Raw genomic sequence first — 16,953 nt, forward strand, 5'->3', positions numbered from 1 at the left:
CCCTAGCCTCGCAGGATCCACCCGCAGTCATGTCTCGTATTGTCCGCAAGCTCAAGAAACTTTATGACCTGATCGACGGCTTCGTTCTCGTCATGTTGACGGCCATCGCCATTGCGCTGGCCGCCCCTGAAATCGGTACCGGCAACGGCCCGCTGCACCTGGGCGTGGTGACCAGCCTGGGCGTGGCGCTGGTGTTCTTCCTGCACGGCGCGGCGCTCTCGCGCGACAAGCTGGTGTCGGGCGCCAAGCACTGGCGCCTGCATGTCTTCGTGCAGACCTTCACCTACGTGGTGTTCCCGGTGGTGGGCGCGCTGCTGATGCTGTCGCTGCGCAATACGCTGCCGCCGGACCTGCTGCTGGGCGTGTTCTTCCTGTGCGCGCTGCCGTCGACGGTATCGTCGTCGGTGGCCATGACCTCGATGGCGCGCGGCAATGTGTCCGGTGCGATCTTCAACGCCACCATCTCGGGCCTGATCGGCATGCTGGTCACGCCGCTGCTGATGGGGCTGGTGATCAGCGCCAGCGGCGCCTCGATGCCGCTGGGCAAGGCGCTCACTGGCGTGGCGCTGCAACTGCTGCTGCCGTTCGCGCTGGGCCAGTTGCTGCGCCCGCTGATCGGCAGCTGGCTGGCGAAGAAGAAGCACATCACCAACAAGATCGACCGTGGCGTGATCGTGCTGATCGTCTATTCCTCATTCTGCGACGCCACCGCCCAGGGCCTGTGGCACCAGTACCAGTGGCAGACCATCGGCGCAGTGATGCTGATCGCCGCGGTGCTGCTGTTCGTGGTGCTGGGCTTTACCACGCTGACCGCGCGCCGCCTTGGCTTCTCTGTCGAGGACGAGATCACCGCCGTGTTCTGCGGCTCGAAAAAGAGCCTGGCCAACGGCATCCCGATGGCCAAGATCCTGTTTGCCGGCCATCCGGCGCTGGGCCTGCTGGTGCTGCCGCTGATGGTCTATCACCAGCTGCAGCTGATCGTGTGTTCGGTGATGGCATCGCGCTATGCCGACCGCGATGCCTTGCTGGAGGACCAGGCCGCGGCGCGGGCCTGAGGCACGCAGCCATGAAAAAACCGGGGCATGCCCCGGTTTTTTTGTGCCCACCAGACTCACACGGACGGATTTTTCGACAGCGGCGGATTGCGCGCGAAGTACGACCGGATCCCCTTCAGGATCGCATTGGCCAGCTGCTCCTGGTGCGCGTTGTCGTTGAGCTTGCGCTCTTCTTCCGGATTGCTGATGAAGGCTGTCTCGATCAGGATCGACGGAATATCCGGGGCCTTCAGCACCGCAAACCCGGCCTGCTCCACGCTGCCCTTGTGCAGCTTGTTGATGCCGCCGATCTCGCCCAGCACGGCCTTGCCGACCTGCAGGCTGTCGTTGATCTGCGCGGTGGTGGACAGGTCCAGCAGCACGCGCGCCACCTGCGCATCCTTGTTGCCCATATTGGCGCCGCCGATCAGGTCGGCGGCATTTTCCTTGTTGGCCAGCCAGCGTGCCGCGGTACTGGACGCACCGCGCTCGGACAGCGCGAACACTGACGCGCCGCGCGCCTCGGGCGACAGGAAGGCATCGGCGTGGATCGATACAAAGAGGTCGGCCTGCACCCGGCGCGCCTTCTGCACGCGCACGTTCAGCGGCACGAAGAAGTCGGCGTCGCGCGTCAGCATCGCGCGCATATTGGGCTGGGCGTCGATCTTGGCGCGCAGGCGGTGCGCGATCTGCAGCACCACGTCTTTCTCGCGCGAACCCGCGGCGCCGATCGCGCCCGGGTCTTCGCCGCCGTGGCCGGGATCGATCGCCACGGTCAGCAGGCGCCGCATCTTGAAGGGCCGTTCGGCGGTGGGATTGTCGCGTGCGACCGGCGGCACCACCGGGGCATTGGGGCTCGGCACCGGCGGTGCGGATGGCTTGGGCCGGGCCGAGGCCACTGGCGGCGGCAGCGGCGCGGTGGTGGGCGGCACTTCGCCCTTCTCGTCGAAGCGGCGCACCAGCGCGCCGATCGCGTCTTCCTCAGCACCAGCTGGCGCGCCGGCGATGCCATCGTTGCCCGGCGCCGGGTCCGAGGTGGCGAAGCGGCGCTGCTTTTCCTCGGTGTCGCGCACCAGCTTCCACAGCGGATCGGGCGGATTGACCGGGTACAGGTCGAACACCAGCCGGTTGCGGTAGCTGCCGATGGGCGCCAGCGTGAACACCTGCGGCGCCACGTTTTCCTTCAGGTCGAACACCATGCGGACCACGCGCGGGCGGTTCTGGCCGACGCGCACGGTCTGGATATAGGGGTCGTTCGGGGTGATCTTGGCCACCAGCTCGCGCAGCGTGGGCGACAGGTCCAGGCCGTCGATGTCCACCACCAGCCGGTCGGGGTCGCGGATCATCTGGTGCACGGCGGCCAGCGGGGAATCGGATTCGATGGTGACGCGGGTGTAGTCCTCGGCCGGCCACACGCGCACCGCGACGATGCCGGCGCCAAACGCGATCTGCGGGCCGGCCAGTGTCAGCACGGCCGTGCCCGCGCCCAGCTTCAGTGCCTGCGCCATCCATTTGCGGCGCGCCGGCAGCAGGCCGTCGGGTCCATCGGGGCGGTCGGTGGCAAGTCGCTTGATCAGCATGCGTTCAGCAGGGTAAGTCCAGTGTGAGTATAGGCGCGCATCGTCGCGATCCGTCGCTCGCCGGCGTCATCTGCCCCGGCCATGTCCGATTGGAGCAACACATGGAGATCCGGTTCCCCGAGCATGCGGCCGGCCTTCTCCGGCCATTCGACCAGGTTGAAGGCCGGTTCGGCGAAGCAGTCGCGAAAACCCGCGTCGATCCACTCTTCGGGATCGGCAAAGCGGTACAGGTCGAAGTGGTAGACGGTCAGCGGCGAGCCGTCGGCGCGGGCCACCTCGTAGGGCTCGCACAGCGTATAGGTGGGGCTGCGGACCTTGCCCGCATGGCCCAGCGCGCGCAGGATCGCGCGCGTCAGGGTGGTCTTGCCGGCGCCCAGGTCGCCGGACATCTGCACATGCACCGTGCGCGGCGGCATGGCCTGCACGGCGGCGGCCAGCGCGGCGCCCAGGCGCGCGGTGGCGGCTTCATCGGGCAGCGTCAGTGTGCGTTCTTCGAGCAAGGGCATTGCGTACAATTCAGGGATGATCGACCGAGTCGCCCCAGGGCAGGCAGATGCGCCACCTACCCCCGTTCCCGGCACCGCCGGCCACCTGGCCACGGGCCCCGGGGAACTTGCGGCGCTGGCCGCGTCGATCCGCGCATGGGGCGCGGAACTGGGCTTTGCCTCCGTGCGCATTGCCGATGTCGACCTCAGTCATGCCGAGCCGGGGCTGATGGCGTGGCTGGCACAGGGCTACCACGGCGACATGGATTATATGGCGAACCACGGCCTGCGGCGCGCCCGGCCGGCCGAACTGGTGCCCGGCACCGTGCGCGCGATCGTGGCGCGGATGCCGTACATTCCGGCCGCCGGCGCCCAGGCCGGCGCCACCGACTGGCGCCGCCACGAGCTGGCGCGGCTGGATGATCCGGCCACCGCGGTGGTGTCGCTGTATGCGCGCGGCCGCGATTATCACAAGGTGCTGCGCAGCCGCCTGCAGCAACTGGCCAGCCGGATCGAGGCCGAAATCGGAAAATTCGGCTACCGCGTCTTTACCGATTCCGCACCCGTCATGGAAGTGGCGCTGGCCAGCCAGGGCGGACTCGGCTGGCGCGGCAAGCATACGCTGCTGCTGGACCGCGACGGCGGCTCGATGTTCTTCCTGGGCGAGATCCTGGTCGACATCCCGCTGCCGGCCGACCCGCCCGAGTCCGGCCACTGCGGCAACTGCCACCGCTGCCTGGACATCTGCCCCACGCGTGCCATCGTGGCGCCGTACCGGCTGGATGCGCGCCGCTGCATCTCCTACCTGACCATCGAGCACAAGGGCCCGATCCCGGTGGAGTTCCGCGCGCCGATGGGCAACCGCGTCTACGGCTGCGACGACTGCCAGCTGGCCTGCCCGTGGAACAAGTTCGCGCATGTGGCCATGGTGCCGGACTTCGACGTGCGCAACGGGCTGGACGCGCCCGACATGGTGGCGCTGTTCCAGTGGACCGAAGCGGAATTCAACCAGCGGCTCGAAGGCAGCCCGATCCGCCGCATCGGCCATGAGCGCTGGCTGCGCAACCTGGCGGTGGGGCTGGGCAACAGCCTGCGCGCGGCGCTGTCGGGCACGCGCGCCGAAGACGCGGCCCTGGCCGCGCGCATCCGCGCGGCGCTGCAGGAGCGGCGCGAGGCCGCCACGCCGCTGGTGCGCGAGCACATCGACTGGGCCCTGGCCCAGGGCGGCCCGCCGCCGGACTAGCTGACCAGCGCCAGCCACAGCGGCGTGGTCACGATCGCCGCCACCGTCATCAGCGAAATCGTCGCCGCCACCATCGGCCCGTTGCCGCCCATGCGCACCGCCAGGATATAGGCGCTGGAAGCGGTGGGCAGCGAGGCATACAGCACCACGATCTGGTACTGCAGCGCGGTCAGCGGCAGGTGCCGCCCCACCAGCCAGGCCACACACGGCATCGCCAGCAGCTTGACCCCGGTCCACCAGGCCACCGGCCCCGCAGTGCCGGTGGCGCCGCTCATCTGCAGCCCGGCACCCACCGTCATCAGCCCCAGCGCGGTCGAGGCCGAGCCCAGCCGGTTCAGCGTCATGCCCAGCACCTCGGGCGCATGCAGCCCCATCAGGTTGGTCAGCAGGCCGCCGGCGGTGGCCAGGATCAGCGGGTTGCGCGCCAGCTCCTTCCACAGCGCGGTCTGCCCATGCCGCGCCAGCGCCCACACCGCCGCCACGTTGCATAGCGGCACCGTGCAGCCGACGATCACCGCCATCAGCGCCAGCCCCTCGGAGCCGCCCAGGCGCGAGGCCAGCGCCAGCCCAATATAGGAATTGAAGCGGAACGCGGTCTGCAGGCCCGAGGCAAAGCTCAGCGCGTCCGGCCGCAACACCCATTTGACGGCGTAGCCGCCGGCCATGCCGGTGGCCATCACCAGCAGCGCCAGCCCCAGCATGGCCGAGGTCGACGAGAAATCCAGCACCGCGGTATTGGTCGACTGCAGCAGCAGCGCCGGGAACAGCACGAAGTAGACCAGGCGCTCCACGCCGCCCCAGAAGGCGCGGTCGAACGGGGTATAGCGCACCAGCAGCCAGCCGATGAGGATCAGGCTGAAGTCCGGGACCAGCAGGAGAGCAGAAGACATTTATCGTTGTTGTAGTGGCGGTGGCATGACGCGGCAGCTGCCCTGCGGGCCGTCGCGCGGGATTGCAGCGGCGGCGGCGGGGGTGGATAACGGCAAAAAACCGGAATGTGCAGACTAGGGCAGATACGGATAGGTATTTTTCCAGATTTAGGCCAGCATGGCATGCCAAGTTGTACGCCTGCCGCCATGTTGTCCCGCACCCGGTCCGCGCCGCCGCGCCCGGACACCCACCTCCGAGCCCCCTTCCGCCCTGGTCTGTACCCGGGCCGCTGCCTGCGCCTGGCCGCCGTGCTGGTGGCGCTGTGCGCCGCCACGGCCGCGGGCGCCGTGCCCATGCCGGCGCGCTCGGTGGAGATCGAAGGGATACGTTTTGACGATGCGGCGCGCGTGGGCGGCAAGGAACTGCAGCTCAACGGCACCGCCCTGCGCGCGGGCTTCCTGGCCAAGGGCTACGTGGCCGCCCTGTACCTGCAGGAGAAAGCCCGCAACGCGGCCCTGGTGCTGGGCACGCCAGGCACCAAGCGGCTGCAGTTGCGCATGCTGCGCGAGGCTGAACCGCCGGCCCTCATGCGCGCTATCCGCCAGGGCATCCGCAACAACCACAGCGAGCAGCAGATGCAGGAACTGGCCACGCGGCTGGTACAGTTCGAGCGAACCCTGGGCGAGGTCGGCACCGCGCACAAGGGCGACGTGATCAACCTGGATTTTTCCCCGCAGACGGGGACCGTCGTCGCCATCAACGGCACGCCTCGCGGCCGGCCGATCCCGGGCGAAGACTTCTACCAGGCCGTGCTGCGGGTCTTCCTGGGCGAGCGCCCGGTCGACGCCGAGGTCAAGCGCGGGCTGCTGGGCGGCTGACACAATGACGCTGCCGGCGCACGGCCCCACCTGTGGCACTGCGACGGTTTTTTTGCTTCCGGGCGGCACCCTGCCCGGATTTCCTGACGGGAGACATGATCTCATGCAAGCTGGCAAACTCGCACTGACCCTGGCCCTGGCCGCCGCCGCCACCGCGGCGCAGGCCCAGAGCTACCCCACCAAGCCGATCCGACTGATCATTCCGTTCGCACCCGGCGGCACCACCGACATCGTCGGCCGCGGCGCCGCGGACCAGATGAGCCGCATCCTGGGCCAGCCCGTGGTGGTGGAGAACCGCGCCGGCGGGGGCGGTTCGATCGGTGCTGACGCGATCGCCAAGGCCGCGCCGGACGGCTACACCATCGGCATCTCCACGGTCTCGACCATGGCCGTGAACCCGGCCTGCAACCCCAAGCTGTCGTACGACCCGATCAAGGACTTCAAGCCCATCACCAATCTGGCCAACGTGGCCAACGTGATCGCCGTGAACCCGAACTTCCCGGCCAAGGACTACAAGGAGTTCCTGGCCGTGCTGAAGGCCAACCCGGGCAAGTATTCGTACGCCTCGTCGGGCACCTGCGGCTTCGGCCACATGCTGGGCGAGCAGTTCAAGGTCTCGACCAAGACCTTCATGGTCCATATCCCTTACCGCGGCGCGGGCCCGGCGCTGAACGACGTGCTGGCCGGCCAGGTGCCGATCATGGTGGACAACCTGCCCTCTTCGATCCCCTACATCAAGGCCGGCAAGCTGCGCCCGATCGTGGTGGCCTGGAACAAGCGCCTGGAGTCGCTGCCGAATGTGCCGACCTTCGGCGAAATGGGCCTGAAGGAGCCGAACGACCCGGCCTGGTACGGCCTGGTGGCACCGGCCGGCACGCCCGACGACGTCATCAAGAAGCTCAACGAAGCCGCCGTCAAGGCCCTGCAGGACAAGGACTTCCAGCAGCGCCTGCTCGCCGCGGGCGCGGAGCCGTCGGGCAACACGCCGGCGCAGCATGCGGCCGAGATCAAGAAGGAATTCGACAAGATGAAAAATCTTGTGAAGGTGCAGAACATCAAGCTGGAGCAATGATCCGGCCGGTGTGACGCCACCCGCAAAGGGCTGCCGCGAGGCGGCCCTTTTTTCTTGCCCGCGCCAAAAAGACTAAAATCCAGCATTCGCCCCAGCCTGACCGCCATGCTCGCCACCTATGACGCCATCCTCACCGCCCCGTTCGGCAAGATCGGGGTGCGCACGGACGGCGCGCGCATCCGGGCCATCGTGTACCTTCCCGAGCACGTCGAGGCACGCGCCCCGGCGGACGCGCTGACGCAACAGCTCGCGGCGCAACTGGAGGCCTACTACGCCAATCCCGACGCCGCCTTCGACCTGCCGCTGGCCCCGGCCGGCAGCGATTTCCAGCAGCGCGTGTGGCAGGCCATCAGCGCGGTGCCGCGCGGCGCGGTGACCACCTATGGCACCATCGCCGAGGCCATTGGCGCGATGCCGCGCGCGGTGGGCCAGGCCTGCGGGCAGAACCCTTTCCCGATCGTGATCCCCTGCCATCGCGTGGTCTCGGCGCGCGGCATCGGCGGCTTCTCGCACCATGCCGAAGACGGCTTCTACCTCGACGTCAAACGCTGGCTGCTGCGCCATGAGGGCGCCATGCTGATATGAGCGGCGCCGCCGCCCAGGCACCCGACATCGCCGCCGCGCCCAGCGACGCCGACGTCGCGCTGGTCAGCCGCTTCTGCGACGCGCTGTGGCTGGAAGACGGCCTCTCGCGCAACACCATCGATGCCTACCGGCGCGACCTGACGCTGCTGGCGCGCTGGCTGCAGCATGAGCACCGCGGTGAATTGCTGGGCGCAGACGACGGCGCGCTGTCGGCCTACTTCAACGCGCGCCACACGCAGACCCGCGCCTCGTCGGCCAACCGGCGCCTGGCGGTGTTCCGCCGCTTCTACCAGTGGGCGCTGCGCGAACACCTGGTCGAAGCCGACCCCTGCCTGCTGCTGCGCCCCGCCAAGCAGCCGCCGCGCTACCCCAAGACCCTGACCGAGTCCCAGGTCGACGCGCTGCTCGAAGCGCCCGATACCGACACGCCGCTGGGGCTGCGCGACCGCACCATGCTGGAGCTGATGTACGCCAGCGGGCTGCGCGTGTCGGAGCTCACGCAGATGAAGACCGTCGAGATCGGCCTGAACGAAGGCGTGGCGCGCGTGGTCGGCGGCAAGGGCGACAAGGAGCGGCTGGTGCCGTTCGGCCAGCAGGCCGGCGACTGGCTGCGCCGCTACCTGGCCAGTGCGCGCCCCGCGCTGCTGGCCGGGCGCGCCTGCGACGCGCTTTTTGTCACGCAGCGCGGCGAAGGCATGACGCGGCAGGCGTTCTGGCACCTGATCAAGCGCCATGCGCGCGATGCCGGCGTGCACGCGCCGCTGTCGCCGCACACGCTGCGGCACGCCTTTGCCACGCACCTGCTGAACCATGGCGCCGACCTGCGCGTGGTGCAGCTGCTGCTGGGCCACGCCGATATTTCCACCACCCAGATCTATACGCACGTCGCCCGCGAACGCCTGCGCGAGCTGCACCGGCAGCACCATCCGCGCGGCTGAGCAAGCGGGCGGCGACCACTGTCATGAGCAAGACCAGGCACGTATCAGAAACCCCCGCCACGCAGTACCTGCGCAAGCATGGCGTCGCCTTCGGCGAGCATCCGTATGACTATGTCGAGCACGGCGGCACCGGCGAATCGGCGCGCCAGCTGGGCGTTCCCGAGCACGACGTGATCAAGACGCTGATCATGGAAGACGAGCGAGCGCAGCCGCTGGTGGTGCTGATGCACGGCGACTGCTCGGTCTCGACCAAGAACCTGGCGCGCCAGGCCGGCCGCAAGAGCGTGCAGCCGTGCAAGCCCGAGGTGGCGCAGCGCCACAGCGGCTACATGGTGGGCGGCACCTCGCCCTTCGGCACGCGCAAGCGCATGCCGGTCTACGTCGAATCGACCGTGCTGGAGCTGGCGCGCATCTATATCAACGGCGGGCGCCGCGGCTACCTGGTCAGCCTGGACCCGAAGCTGCTGGCCATGCTGGTGGACGCCCAGCCGGTGCAATGCGCACTGCCTGACTGAGCACATGACTGAGCGCCCCCGCGCAAACCGAGGGAAGCCTCGATGCCAATCCGGGAAGTCACGGACGTAGCGAGGCCCCTGCCGCGCTACAATCGCGCCAGCCTGAAAACACCCCACTACACATGGCCAATCTGCTTTTCGCCCTTGCCGCCTACCTGATCGGCTCCGTTTCCTTCGCTGTGGTCGTCAGCAAGCTGATGGGGCTGCCGGACCCGCACTCCTATGGCTCCGGCAATCCCGGCGCCACCAACGTGCTGCGCACCGGCAACAAGAAGGCCGCCATCCTGACGCTGATCGGCGATGCCCTGAAGGGCTGGCTGGCGGTATGGCTGGCGGCGCGCTTCGGGCCGGCCTACGGGCTGAACGAAACCGGCCTGGCCATGGTGGCGCTGGCGGTCTTCCTGGGGCACCTGTTCCCGGTGTACCACCGCTTCGCCGGCGGCAAGGGCGTGGCCACCGCGGCCGGCATCCTGCTGGCCATCGACCCGATCCTGGGCCTGGGCACGCTGGCCACGTGGCTGATCATCGCGTTCTTCTTCCGCTACTCGTCGCTGGCGGCGCTGGTGGCGGCGATCTTCGCGCCGTTCTTCCATGTGCTGATGAACGGCGTAGATGTGATGACGGGGGCGATCCTCGCGATCAGCGTGCTGCTGATTGCGCGGCACCGGCAGAATATTGCCAAGCTGCTGGCCGGGAAGGAGAGTCGGATCGGGGAGAAGAAGAAGGTTTGAAAACGGCCTGAGGCAGCCCTGACGCCGGCTCAGGCCTCGGCTGCCCCAAACAGCATCTCCACCCGGAAGCCGCCGCCGTCGGCATTCACCAGGTTCAGCTTCCCACCCGCCTGCCGCACCAGCCGGTCCACGATCGCCAGCCCCAGCCCGGAGTGCGCATTGCCGCCCCGAGCCGGGTCCAGCCGCACAAAGGGCAGCGTGGCGCGCTCCTTGTCATCCTCGGGAATGCCGGCGCCCTGGTCCTCCACCACCAGCAGGAAACCCTCCGGCGTGCGCGCGGTCGCAATGCACACCGGCGGCTTGCCATAGGCGTAGGCGTTGTCGACCAGGTTGCCGACGATGCGGTCCAGCTGCGTGGCGATCATGCGGAAGCCCTCGCCCGCGCCCAGCGACAGCACCACCTGGCGCTCCTGCTCGGCCAGCGACGCGGCCAGCTCATTAACACGCCGGTCCACCGGCACCGGCCGCGCGGTCGACTCGCTGGTCTGCGCGAAGCTCAAAAACTGTTCGACGATGGCCGACATGGACTCCACGTCGCGCGTCACCCCCGCGGCGGCCTTGGGATCGGCCAGCAGCTCGGCGCGCAGGCGCAGCCGCGCCAGCGGTGTCTTCAGGTCATGCGCGATGCCGGCCAGCATGGTGTTGCGCTCCTGGTCAATGCGCGCCAGGTCGGCCACCATGCGGTTGAAACGCTCGATCAGCTGGCGCAGCTCATGTGGGCCGCGCTCGCGCAGCGGCGGCACGGCGTGCTGGCGCGACAGCAGCTCTGCCGCATTGGCCATGTCGCGCACCGGCCGCTGGATCTGCCAGGCGATCAGCACGGCAAAGATGATTGCCACGCCCACCACCAGCATCACGCCCGGCACCAGCCGGTTGTCGGGCGGCGGATTGTGGACCCACAGGATCGGCATGGCGATCCAGCGGGCGCGGCTGGGCAGCTTGATCCAGATGCGCGGCGTGGTTTCGTCCTCCAGCCGGATCTCGGTGCCCTGCGGCAGCCTGCCGATGAACTGCTCGACCAGCCGGCGCGAGCGCCCGCCCTTGGGCACGGTGGCATGCTCTTCGGCGTCGGCCGTGTCGGCCGTCTCCACCAGGCTGGGCAGCTTCGCCGGCGGACGCGCATCGAGCGCGCGCTCGATGCTGTCGAGCTGGAACAGCATCTGCTCCACCGAATAGTCCACCTGCTGCTGGCGGCGGTCCATGCGCAGGATGGCCAGCCATGAGAAATGGCTGATCACAAGCACGGCGGCAATCAGCAGCGCAATGCGGCCGAACAGGGTGTCGATACGTCGCAACTTCATCGGAAAGCAGGATCTGGTGGCAAACGGGGGCTAGTGGCCGCCGCGGCCATTATTCGGGAAGCCCTGCGGAAATCTCTTCCGCTTCGTCGGGCACGAAGGTGTAGCCGCGCCCGCGCACGGTCTGGATATAGCGCGGGCGCTGCGCGTCTTCATCCAGCAGCCGGCGCAGGCGCCAGATCTGCACGTCGATGCCGCGGTCGCTGATGCCGCTGGCGCTGCCGTACATCAGCTCGACGATGCGCTCGCGCGACAGCACTTCCAGCGGATGCATCAGCAGCAGCTTGAGCAGCGCAAACTCGGTATCGCTGATCGACAGCGTCTGGCCGGCACGGCTCAGCGTGCGCTGGCGGAAATTGACGCGGAACGGGCCGAAGGCGACCGATTCGCGGTCCTCGGGCGCCGCCGCCGGGCGCGCCAGCTTGCGGCGCAGCACGGCATTGATGCGCGCCAGCAGTTCGCGCGGCGAAAACGGCTTGCCAAGGTAGTCGTCGGCGCCGATCTCAAGCCCGACGATGCGGTCGATCTCGTCGCTGCGGGCCGTGAGCAGGATCACCGGGATATCGTCGTTCTTGGCGCGCAGGTTGCGCAGCGCGGTCAGGCCGTCGACCTTGGGCATCATCAGGTCCAGCACGATCAGCGCCGGGCGCTCGCGCTCCAGGCGCGCCTGCAGGCCGTCGCCGTCATGCATCACCGAGACGGCAAAACCCTGCTGGGTCAGGTACTCGCGCAGCAGGTCGCGAAGTTCGGGATCGTCGTCGACGACGAGGATCTGGGTAGGCTGGTTCGTTCGCATAGGCACATGATAGTCAGCCCGGGCGTCACACACGCCGGTTTGGCCGGGCGGTTTTGTTTCCGGAGGTTACACCCGGGGCGCTGGTAATCCGCTGTAATAAAAGCGCCGGGCGCCGAAATACGGGCGTCCGGGCCCGCACATTATCCTTGCGGCATGACGTGCCACCGGCGCCGCGGCATTGCGCGCCACACGGCACTTGCCGGCCTGCCGGCCACCCTGCGGCGTGCCCTTCCACGCAGCGGGCCGGCGCCCGTGGCGTTGCGGCATACTGCTGCATCGTCACTTGCCAGACCGAACATTGCCGGCGCCGCGCGCGCCGCCCCCAGGATTTGCGGACATGTCCAACCCCGAACAAGGCCAACCTACCCCCACCCCGACCCCGTCTTCGCGTCCGCCCGAGGGCACTCCGCCGCGGCACACCGGCCGGCGCCGGCTGACCGCCGGCGTGCTGGTGCTGCTGCTCGCGGCGGGCGCCTGGTACTGGTATGCCCATCGCGGCCAGGCGCCGGAGCAGGCGGCAGGCGCGCAGCGGGGCGCCAGCGGCCCGGGCGCGCGTGGTGGCGCCGGTGGCCCCGGCATGCCGCGCTCGCCCGTGGTGGTCGCCACCGTGGCCAAGCGCGATATGGACGTGGTGCTCAACGGCCTGGGCAATGTGACCCCGGTGTCCAACGTCACCGTGCGCGCGCAGGTGTCCGGCCCGCTGCTCAAGGTGCTGTTCAAGGAAGGCCAGATGGTCAAGGCCGGCGACGTGCTGGCCGAGATCGACCCGCGCCCGTTCCAGGCCGCGCTGGACCAGGCCGTGGGCCAGCTGGCACGCGACCAGGCACTGCTGCAGAACGCCAGGCTGGACCAGCAGCGCTACCGCACCCTGCTGGGCCAGGACTCGATCTCCAAGCAGCAGGTCGATACCCAGGACGCGCTGGTGCGCCAGTACGAGGGCGTGGTCAAGACCGACCAGGGCAATGTCGCCAACGCGCGCCTGCAGCTGGGCTACACCAGGATCGTGGCGCCGGTGTCGGGCCGCATCGGCCTGCGCCAGGTGGACCCGGGCAATATCGTCAATACCGGCGACACCAACGGCATCGCGCTGATCACGCAGATCCAGCCCATTGCTGTGATGTACACCATCCCCGAGGACAACCTGCCCTCGGTGCTGAAGAAGCTCAATGCCGGCGAGAAGCTGCCAGTGCAGGCATGGGACCGCCAGGTGCGCAACCAGCTGGGCGAAGGCACGCTGCTGACCACCGACAACCAGATCGACACCACCACCGGAACGGTCAAGCTCAAGGCGGTCTTCCCCAATGAAGACGGCATGCTGTTCCCCAACCAGTTCGTCAACGTGCGCACGCGCGTCGATACCCTCAGGGACGCCACCGTGATCCCGGTCGCCGCAATCCAGCGCGGCCAGCAGGGCACCTTTGTCTACACCGTGGACGAGGCCAGCAAGGTCAAGGTGCAGGTGGTCACGCTCGGTCCGGGCGACGGCAGCCGCAACGCGGTGCTCAAGGGCCTGGAGCCCGGCCAGCGCGTGGTGGTGGACGGCGCCGATCGCCTCAAGGAAGGCATGACCGTCGAAGCCGTCGATCCGGCCGCACGTGCCGCCGCGGTGGTGCCGGCCAGCCAGCCGCGCGGGCGCGGCCGCCGCAACCGGGACGGCGGTGCCAGCGGCGCGCACGCCGACGCCAGTGGGGCCGCGGCCTCCGGCGCTTCCGGCGTGGCCGGCGAACATCGCCGCCACCGCGACGCCGGCGCCAGCGCGCCGGGCGCCGATGGCCCCCGCCGCCAGCCGCAGTAAGGACCGCGCATGAACCCCTCACGCCTCTTCATCGAGCGCCCGGTCGCCACGGCGCTGCTGATGCTGGCCATCCTGCTGTCCGGGCTGGTGGCGTACCGGCTGCTGCCGCTGTCAGCGCTGCCCGAGGTCGACTACCCGACCATCCAGGTCACCACGCTCTACCCCGGCGCCAGCCCGGACGTGATGACCTCGTCGGTGACCGCGCCGCTGGAGCGCCAGTTCGGCCAGATGCCGGGCCTGAAGCAGATGTCGTCGTCCTCGTCGGGCGGCGCTTCGGTGATCACGCTGCAGTTCGAGCTGACGCTGCCGCTGGACGTGGCCGAGCAGGAGGTGCAGGCCGCCATCAACGCTGGCAGCAACCTGCTGCCGTCAGACCTGCCGATGCCGCCGGTCTACAGCAAGGTCAACCCGGCCGACGCGCCGATCATGACCATCGCCATGACCTCGGACACCATGCCGCTGCCCAAGCTGCAGGACATGGTCGATACGCGCGTGGCGCAGAAGATCTCGCAGATCCAGGGCGTGGGGCTGGTCACCATCAGCGGCGGCCAGCGCCCCGCGGTGCGCATCCAGGCCAACCCGACCGCGCTGGCCTCGCTGGGCATGTCGATCGACGACCTGCGCACCGCCATCGGCGCCTCCAACGTGAACGGCGCCAAGGGCAGCTTCGACGGGCCGGCGCGCGCCTCCACCATCGACGCCAACGACCAGCTGCGCTCGGCCGACGAGTACCGCCAGATCATCCTGGCCTACAAGGACGGCGCGCCGATCCGCATCACCGACGTGGCCGAGATCGTCGACGGCCCCGAGAACAGCCGCCTGGCTGCCTGGGCCAACGACAAGCCCGCGATCGTGCTGAACATCCAGCGCCAGCCGGGCGCCAACGTGATCGAAGTGGTGGACCGCATCAAGGCGCTGCTGCCGCAGCTGCAGAATGCGCTGCCGGCCTCGGTCCACGTGCAGCTGCTGACCGACCGCACCACCACCATCCGCGCCTCGGTCGAGGACGTGCAGTTCGAGCTGCTGCTGGCGATCGCGCTGGTGGTGCTGGTGATCTTCCTGTTCCTGCGCAATATACCGGCCACCATCATCCCGGGCGTGGCGGTGCCGCTGTCGCTGGTGGGCACCTTCGGCGTGATGTACCTGGCCGGGTTCTCGATCAACAACCTGACGCTGATGGCGCTGACCATCGCCACCGGCTTCGTGGTCGATGATGCGATCGTGATGATCGAGAACATCATGCGCTACATCGAGAAAGGCGATTCGCCGATGGCGGCGGCGCTGAAGGGTTCTAAGCAGATTGGCTTCACCATCATCTCGCTGACCTTCTCGCTGGTGGCGGTGCTGATCCCGCTGCTGTTCATGGGCGATGTGGTCGGGCGCCTGTTCCGCGAGTTCGCCATTACGCTGGCGGTGTCGATCCTGATCTCGGCGGTGGTATCACTGACGCTTACGCCGATGATGTGCGCGCGCCTGCTGCACCACGTGCCGGATGAAAAGCTGTCGCGCTTTCACCGCGCCAGCGGCCGCTTCTTCGACAACGTGATCGACCGCTACGGCCGCGCGCTGGAGTGGGTGCTGGACCGCCAGAAGGCCACGCTGGTGGTGGCCGTGGCCACGCTGGTGCTAACCGTGCTGCTGTACCTGCTGGTGCCCAAAGGCTTCTTCCCGGTGCAGGACACCGGCGTGATCCAGGGCATCACCGAGGCCGCCCAGACCACCTCGTTCGACGCCATGGCGCGCCGGCAGCAGGCGGTGGCCAAGGTGGTGATGCAGGACCCGGCAGTGGCAAGCCTGTCGTCGTTCATCGGCGTGGACGGCACCAACACCACGCTCAATGCCGGGCGCATGCTGATCAACCTCAAGCCCAAGGGCGAGCGCGACCCCATCGAAGTGGTCACGCAGCGGCTGCAGCAGGCCGTGCACGAACTGGGCGGGGTGTCCCTGTACACGCAGCCGGTGCAGGACCTGACCATCGAGGACAAGGTCTCGCGCACGCAGTACCAGTTCACCGTCGAGGACCCCGATCCCGCCACGCTGGCCGCGTGGGTGCCCAAGCTGGTGGAACGCCTGCGCCAGGAGCCCGAGCTGCGCGAAGTCACCAGCGACCAGCAGAACAACGGCCTGCGCGCCTATGTCGATATCGACCGCGACGCCGCGGCGCGCTTCGGCATCACCACCGCGGTGATCGACAGCGCGCTGTACAGCGCCTTCGGCCAGCGCCTGGTGTCGACCATCTTCACGCAATCCAGCCAGTACCGCGTGGTGCTCGAGACCATGCCCGAGTTCCGCAAAAGCCCGCAGTCGCTGGCCGACCTGCGCCTGCCCTCCTCTTCCGGCGGCCAGGTGCCGCTGGGATCGTTCGCGCGCATCACGGAGCGCACCGGCCCGTTGGTGATCAACCACCAGGGGCAGTTCCCGGCGGCGACGATCTCGTTCAACCTGGCGCACGGCGAATCGCTGGGTGCCGCGGTCGACAAGATCACCAAGGTGGAACACGAACTGGGCCTGCCGATCTCGATGCAGACCAGCTTCCAGGGTGCCGCGCTGGCCTTCCGCGCCTCGCTGTCGAACACGCTGTGGCTGATCCTGGCGGCGGTGGTGACGATGTATATCGTGCTGGGCGTGCTGTATGAAAGCACCATCCACCCGGTCACCATCCTGTCGACGCTGCCGTCGGCCGGCGTGGGCGCGCTGCTGGCGCTGCTGGTGGCGGACCTGGACCTGGGCATCATCGCGATCATCGGCATCATCCTGCTGATCGGCATCGTCAAGAAGAACGCGATCATGATGATCGACTTCGCGCTCGAGGCCGAGCGCGAGGGCGGCATGCGCCCGCGCGACGCGATCTTCCAGGCCTGCCTGCTGCGCTTCCGCCCGATCATGATGACCACCATGGCGGCGCTGCTGGCGGCGCTGCCGCTGATGCTGGGCTCCGGCATCGGCAGCGAGCTGCGCCGGCCACTGGGCGTGACCATGGTGGGCGGCCTGCTGGTCAGCCAGGTGCTGACGCTGTTCACCACGCCGGTGATCTACCTGGCGTTCGACCGCGTCGCCACGCGCGTGAAGGGCTGGCGCAAGCGCCGCTTCGGCGATCCGGAAGAAGGCGGCACGGGCGAGGAGCCGGTCTAGC

15 protein-coding genes are annotated in these 16,953 nt (G+C 68.6%); 10 read left to right on the forward strand and 5 right to left on the reverse strand.

What is annotated here, in order from left to right:
* Positions 1–29 precede the first annotated feature (29 nt).
* A complete protein-coding gene (locus ACW4E8_RS02430) occupies positions 30–1,055 on the forward strand; it encodes a bile acid:sodium symporter family protein (protein ID WP_456803066.1) in 1,026 nt (341 codons plus the stop codon).
* A gap of 56 nt (positions 1,056–1,111) precedes the next feature.
* Here the strand turns inward: ACW4E8_RS02430 and ACW4E8_RS02435 are convergent, their stop codons facing one another.
* On the reverse strand, positions 1,112–2,614 hold the full coding sequence (locus tag ACW4E8_RS02435; protein ID WP_456803067.1) for an N-acetylmuramoyl-L-alanine amidase: 1,503 nt from the start codon (positions 2,612–2,614) through the stop codon (positions 1,112–1,114).
* Complete coding sequence (gene tsaE, locus ACW4E8_RS02440; RefSeq protein ID WP_456803068.1) at positions 2,608–3,120, reverse strand: tRNA (adenosine(37)-N6)-threonylcarbamoyltransferase complex ATPase subunit type 1 TsaE; 513 nt, start codon at positions 3,118–3,120, stop codon at positions 2,608–2,610. The genes ACW4E8_RS02435 and tsaE overlap by 7 nt, the downstream gene beginning before the upstream one ends.
* A gap of 16 nt (positions 3,121–3,136) precedes the next feature.
* Between tsaE and queG the strand changes: the two genes are divergently transcribed.
* Entirely contained in the window at positions 3,137–4,342 is a 1,206-nt protein-coding gene (gene queG / locus ACW4E8_RS02445) for a tRNA epoxyqueuosine(34) reductase QueG (RefSeq protein ID WP_456803069.1), read from the forward strand.
* Here the strand turns inward: queG and ACW4E8_RS02450 are convergent.
* The gene (locus ACW4E8_RS02450; RefSeq protein ID WP_010812244.1) at positions 4,339–5,232 is read right to left on the reverse strand and encodes an AEC family transporter; all 894 of its coding nucleotides are present in this window, start codon (positions 5,230–5,232) and stop codon (positions 4,339–4,341) included. The two genes, queG and ACW4E8_RS02450, sit on opposite strands and share 4 nt — an antisense overlap.
* Before the next feature lie 186 nt (positions 5,233–5,418).
* On the opposite strand from ACW4E8_RS02450, the gene ACW4E8_RS02455 reads away from it, so the two are divergent.
* From ACW4E8_RS02455 to plsY, 6 genes are all read left to right on the forward strand, one after another.
* On the forward strand, positions 5,419–6,090 hold the full coding sequence (locus tag ACW4E8_RS02455; protein WP_456803070.1) for a chalcone isomerase family protein: 672 nt from the start codon (positions 5,419–5,421) through the stop codon (positions 6,088–6,090).
* Between the two features lie 103 nt (positions 6,091–6,193).
* Positions 6,194–7,162 carry a tripartite tricarboxylate transporter substrate binding protein BugE gene (locus ACW4E8_RS02460; protein WP_456803071.1) on the forward strand — a complete coding sequence of 323 codons (969 nt, stop codon included), beginning with the start codon at positions 6,194–6,196 and terminating at the stop codon, positions 7,160–7,162.
* A gap of 105 nt (positions 7,163–7,267) precedes the next feature.
* Entirely contained in the window at positions 7,268–7,747 is a 480-nt protein-coding gene (locus tag ACW4E8_RS02465) for a methylated-DNA--[protein]-cysteine S-methyltransferase (protein WP_456803072.1), read from the forward strand.
* Positions 7,744–8,685 carry a site-specific tyrosine recombinase XerD gene (gene xerD, locus ACW4E8_RS02470; protein WP_456803073.1) on the forward strand — a complete coding sequence of 314 codons (942 nt, stop codon included), beginning with the start codon at positions 7,744–7,746 and terminating at the stop codon, positions 8,683–8,685. The genes ACW4E8_RS02465 and xerD overlap by 4 nt, the downstream gene beginning before the upstream one ends.
* A 23-nt stretch (positions 8,686–8,708) precedes the next feature.
* The gene (locus tag ACW4E8_RS02475; protein ID WP_456803074.1) at positions 8,709–9,200 is read left to right on the forward strand and encodes an aminoacyl-tRNA deacylase; all 492 of its coding nucleotides are present in this window, start codon (positions 8,709–8,711) and stop codon (positions 9,198–9,200) included.
* A gap of 122 nt (positions 9,201–9,322) precedes the next feature.
* Positions 9,323–9,931 carry a glycerol-3-phosphate 1-O-acyltransferase PlsY gene (gene plsY / locus ACW4E8_RS02480; RefSeq protein ID WP_456803075.1) on the forward strand — a complete coding sequence of 203 codons (609 nt, stop codon included), beginning with the start codon at positions 9,323–9,325 and terminating at the stop codon, positions 9,929–9,931.
* Between the two features lie 29 nt (positions 9,932–9,960).
* Here the strand turns inward: plsY and ACW4E8_RS02485 are convergent, their stop codons facing one another.
* Together ACW4E8_RS02485 and ACW4E8_RS02490 are read right to left on the reverse strand one after the other, a co-directional pair.
* The gene (locus ACW4E8_RS02485; protein ID WP_456803076.1) at positions 9,961–11,232 is read right to left on the reverse strand and encodes an ATP-binding protein; all 1,272 of its coding nucleotides are present in this window, start codon (positions 11,230–11,232) and stop codon (positions 9,961–9,963) included.
* A 49-nt stretch (positions 11,233–11,281) separates the two neighbouring features.
* Positions 11,282–12,025: a response regulator gene (locus ACW4E8_RS02490; RefSeq protein WP_456803077.1), complete on the reverse strand. Its 744-nt coding sequence runs from the start codon at positions 12,023–12,025 to the stop codon at positions 11,282–11,284.
* A gap of 337 nt (positions 12,026–12,362) precedes the next feature.
* Here ACW4E8_RS02490 and ACW4E8_RS02495 point away from each other — a divergent pair, with 337 nt between their 5' ends.
* Both ACW4E8_RS02495 and ACW4E8_RS02500 read left to right on the forward strand, forming a co-directional pair.
* Positions 12,363–13,820, forward strand: a complete 1,458-nt coding sequence (locus ACW4E8_RS02495) for an MdtA/MuxA family multidrug efflux RND transporter periplasmic adaptor subunit (RefSeq protein ID WP_456803078.1) — start codon at positions 12,363–12,365, stop codon at positions 13,818–13,820.
* 9 nt (positions 13,821–13,829) lie between these two features.
* A complete protein-coding gene (locus ACW4E8_RS02500; RefSeq protein WP_456803079.1) occupies positions 13,830–16,952 on the forward strand; it encodes an MdtB/MuxB family multidrug efflux RND transporter permease subunit in 3,123 nt (1,040 codons plus the stop codon).
* The last annotated feature ends 1 nt before the right edge of the window (position 16,953 follow it).

It is taken from the genome of Cupriavidus sp. CP313, from assembly GCF_054072015.1.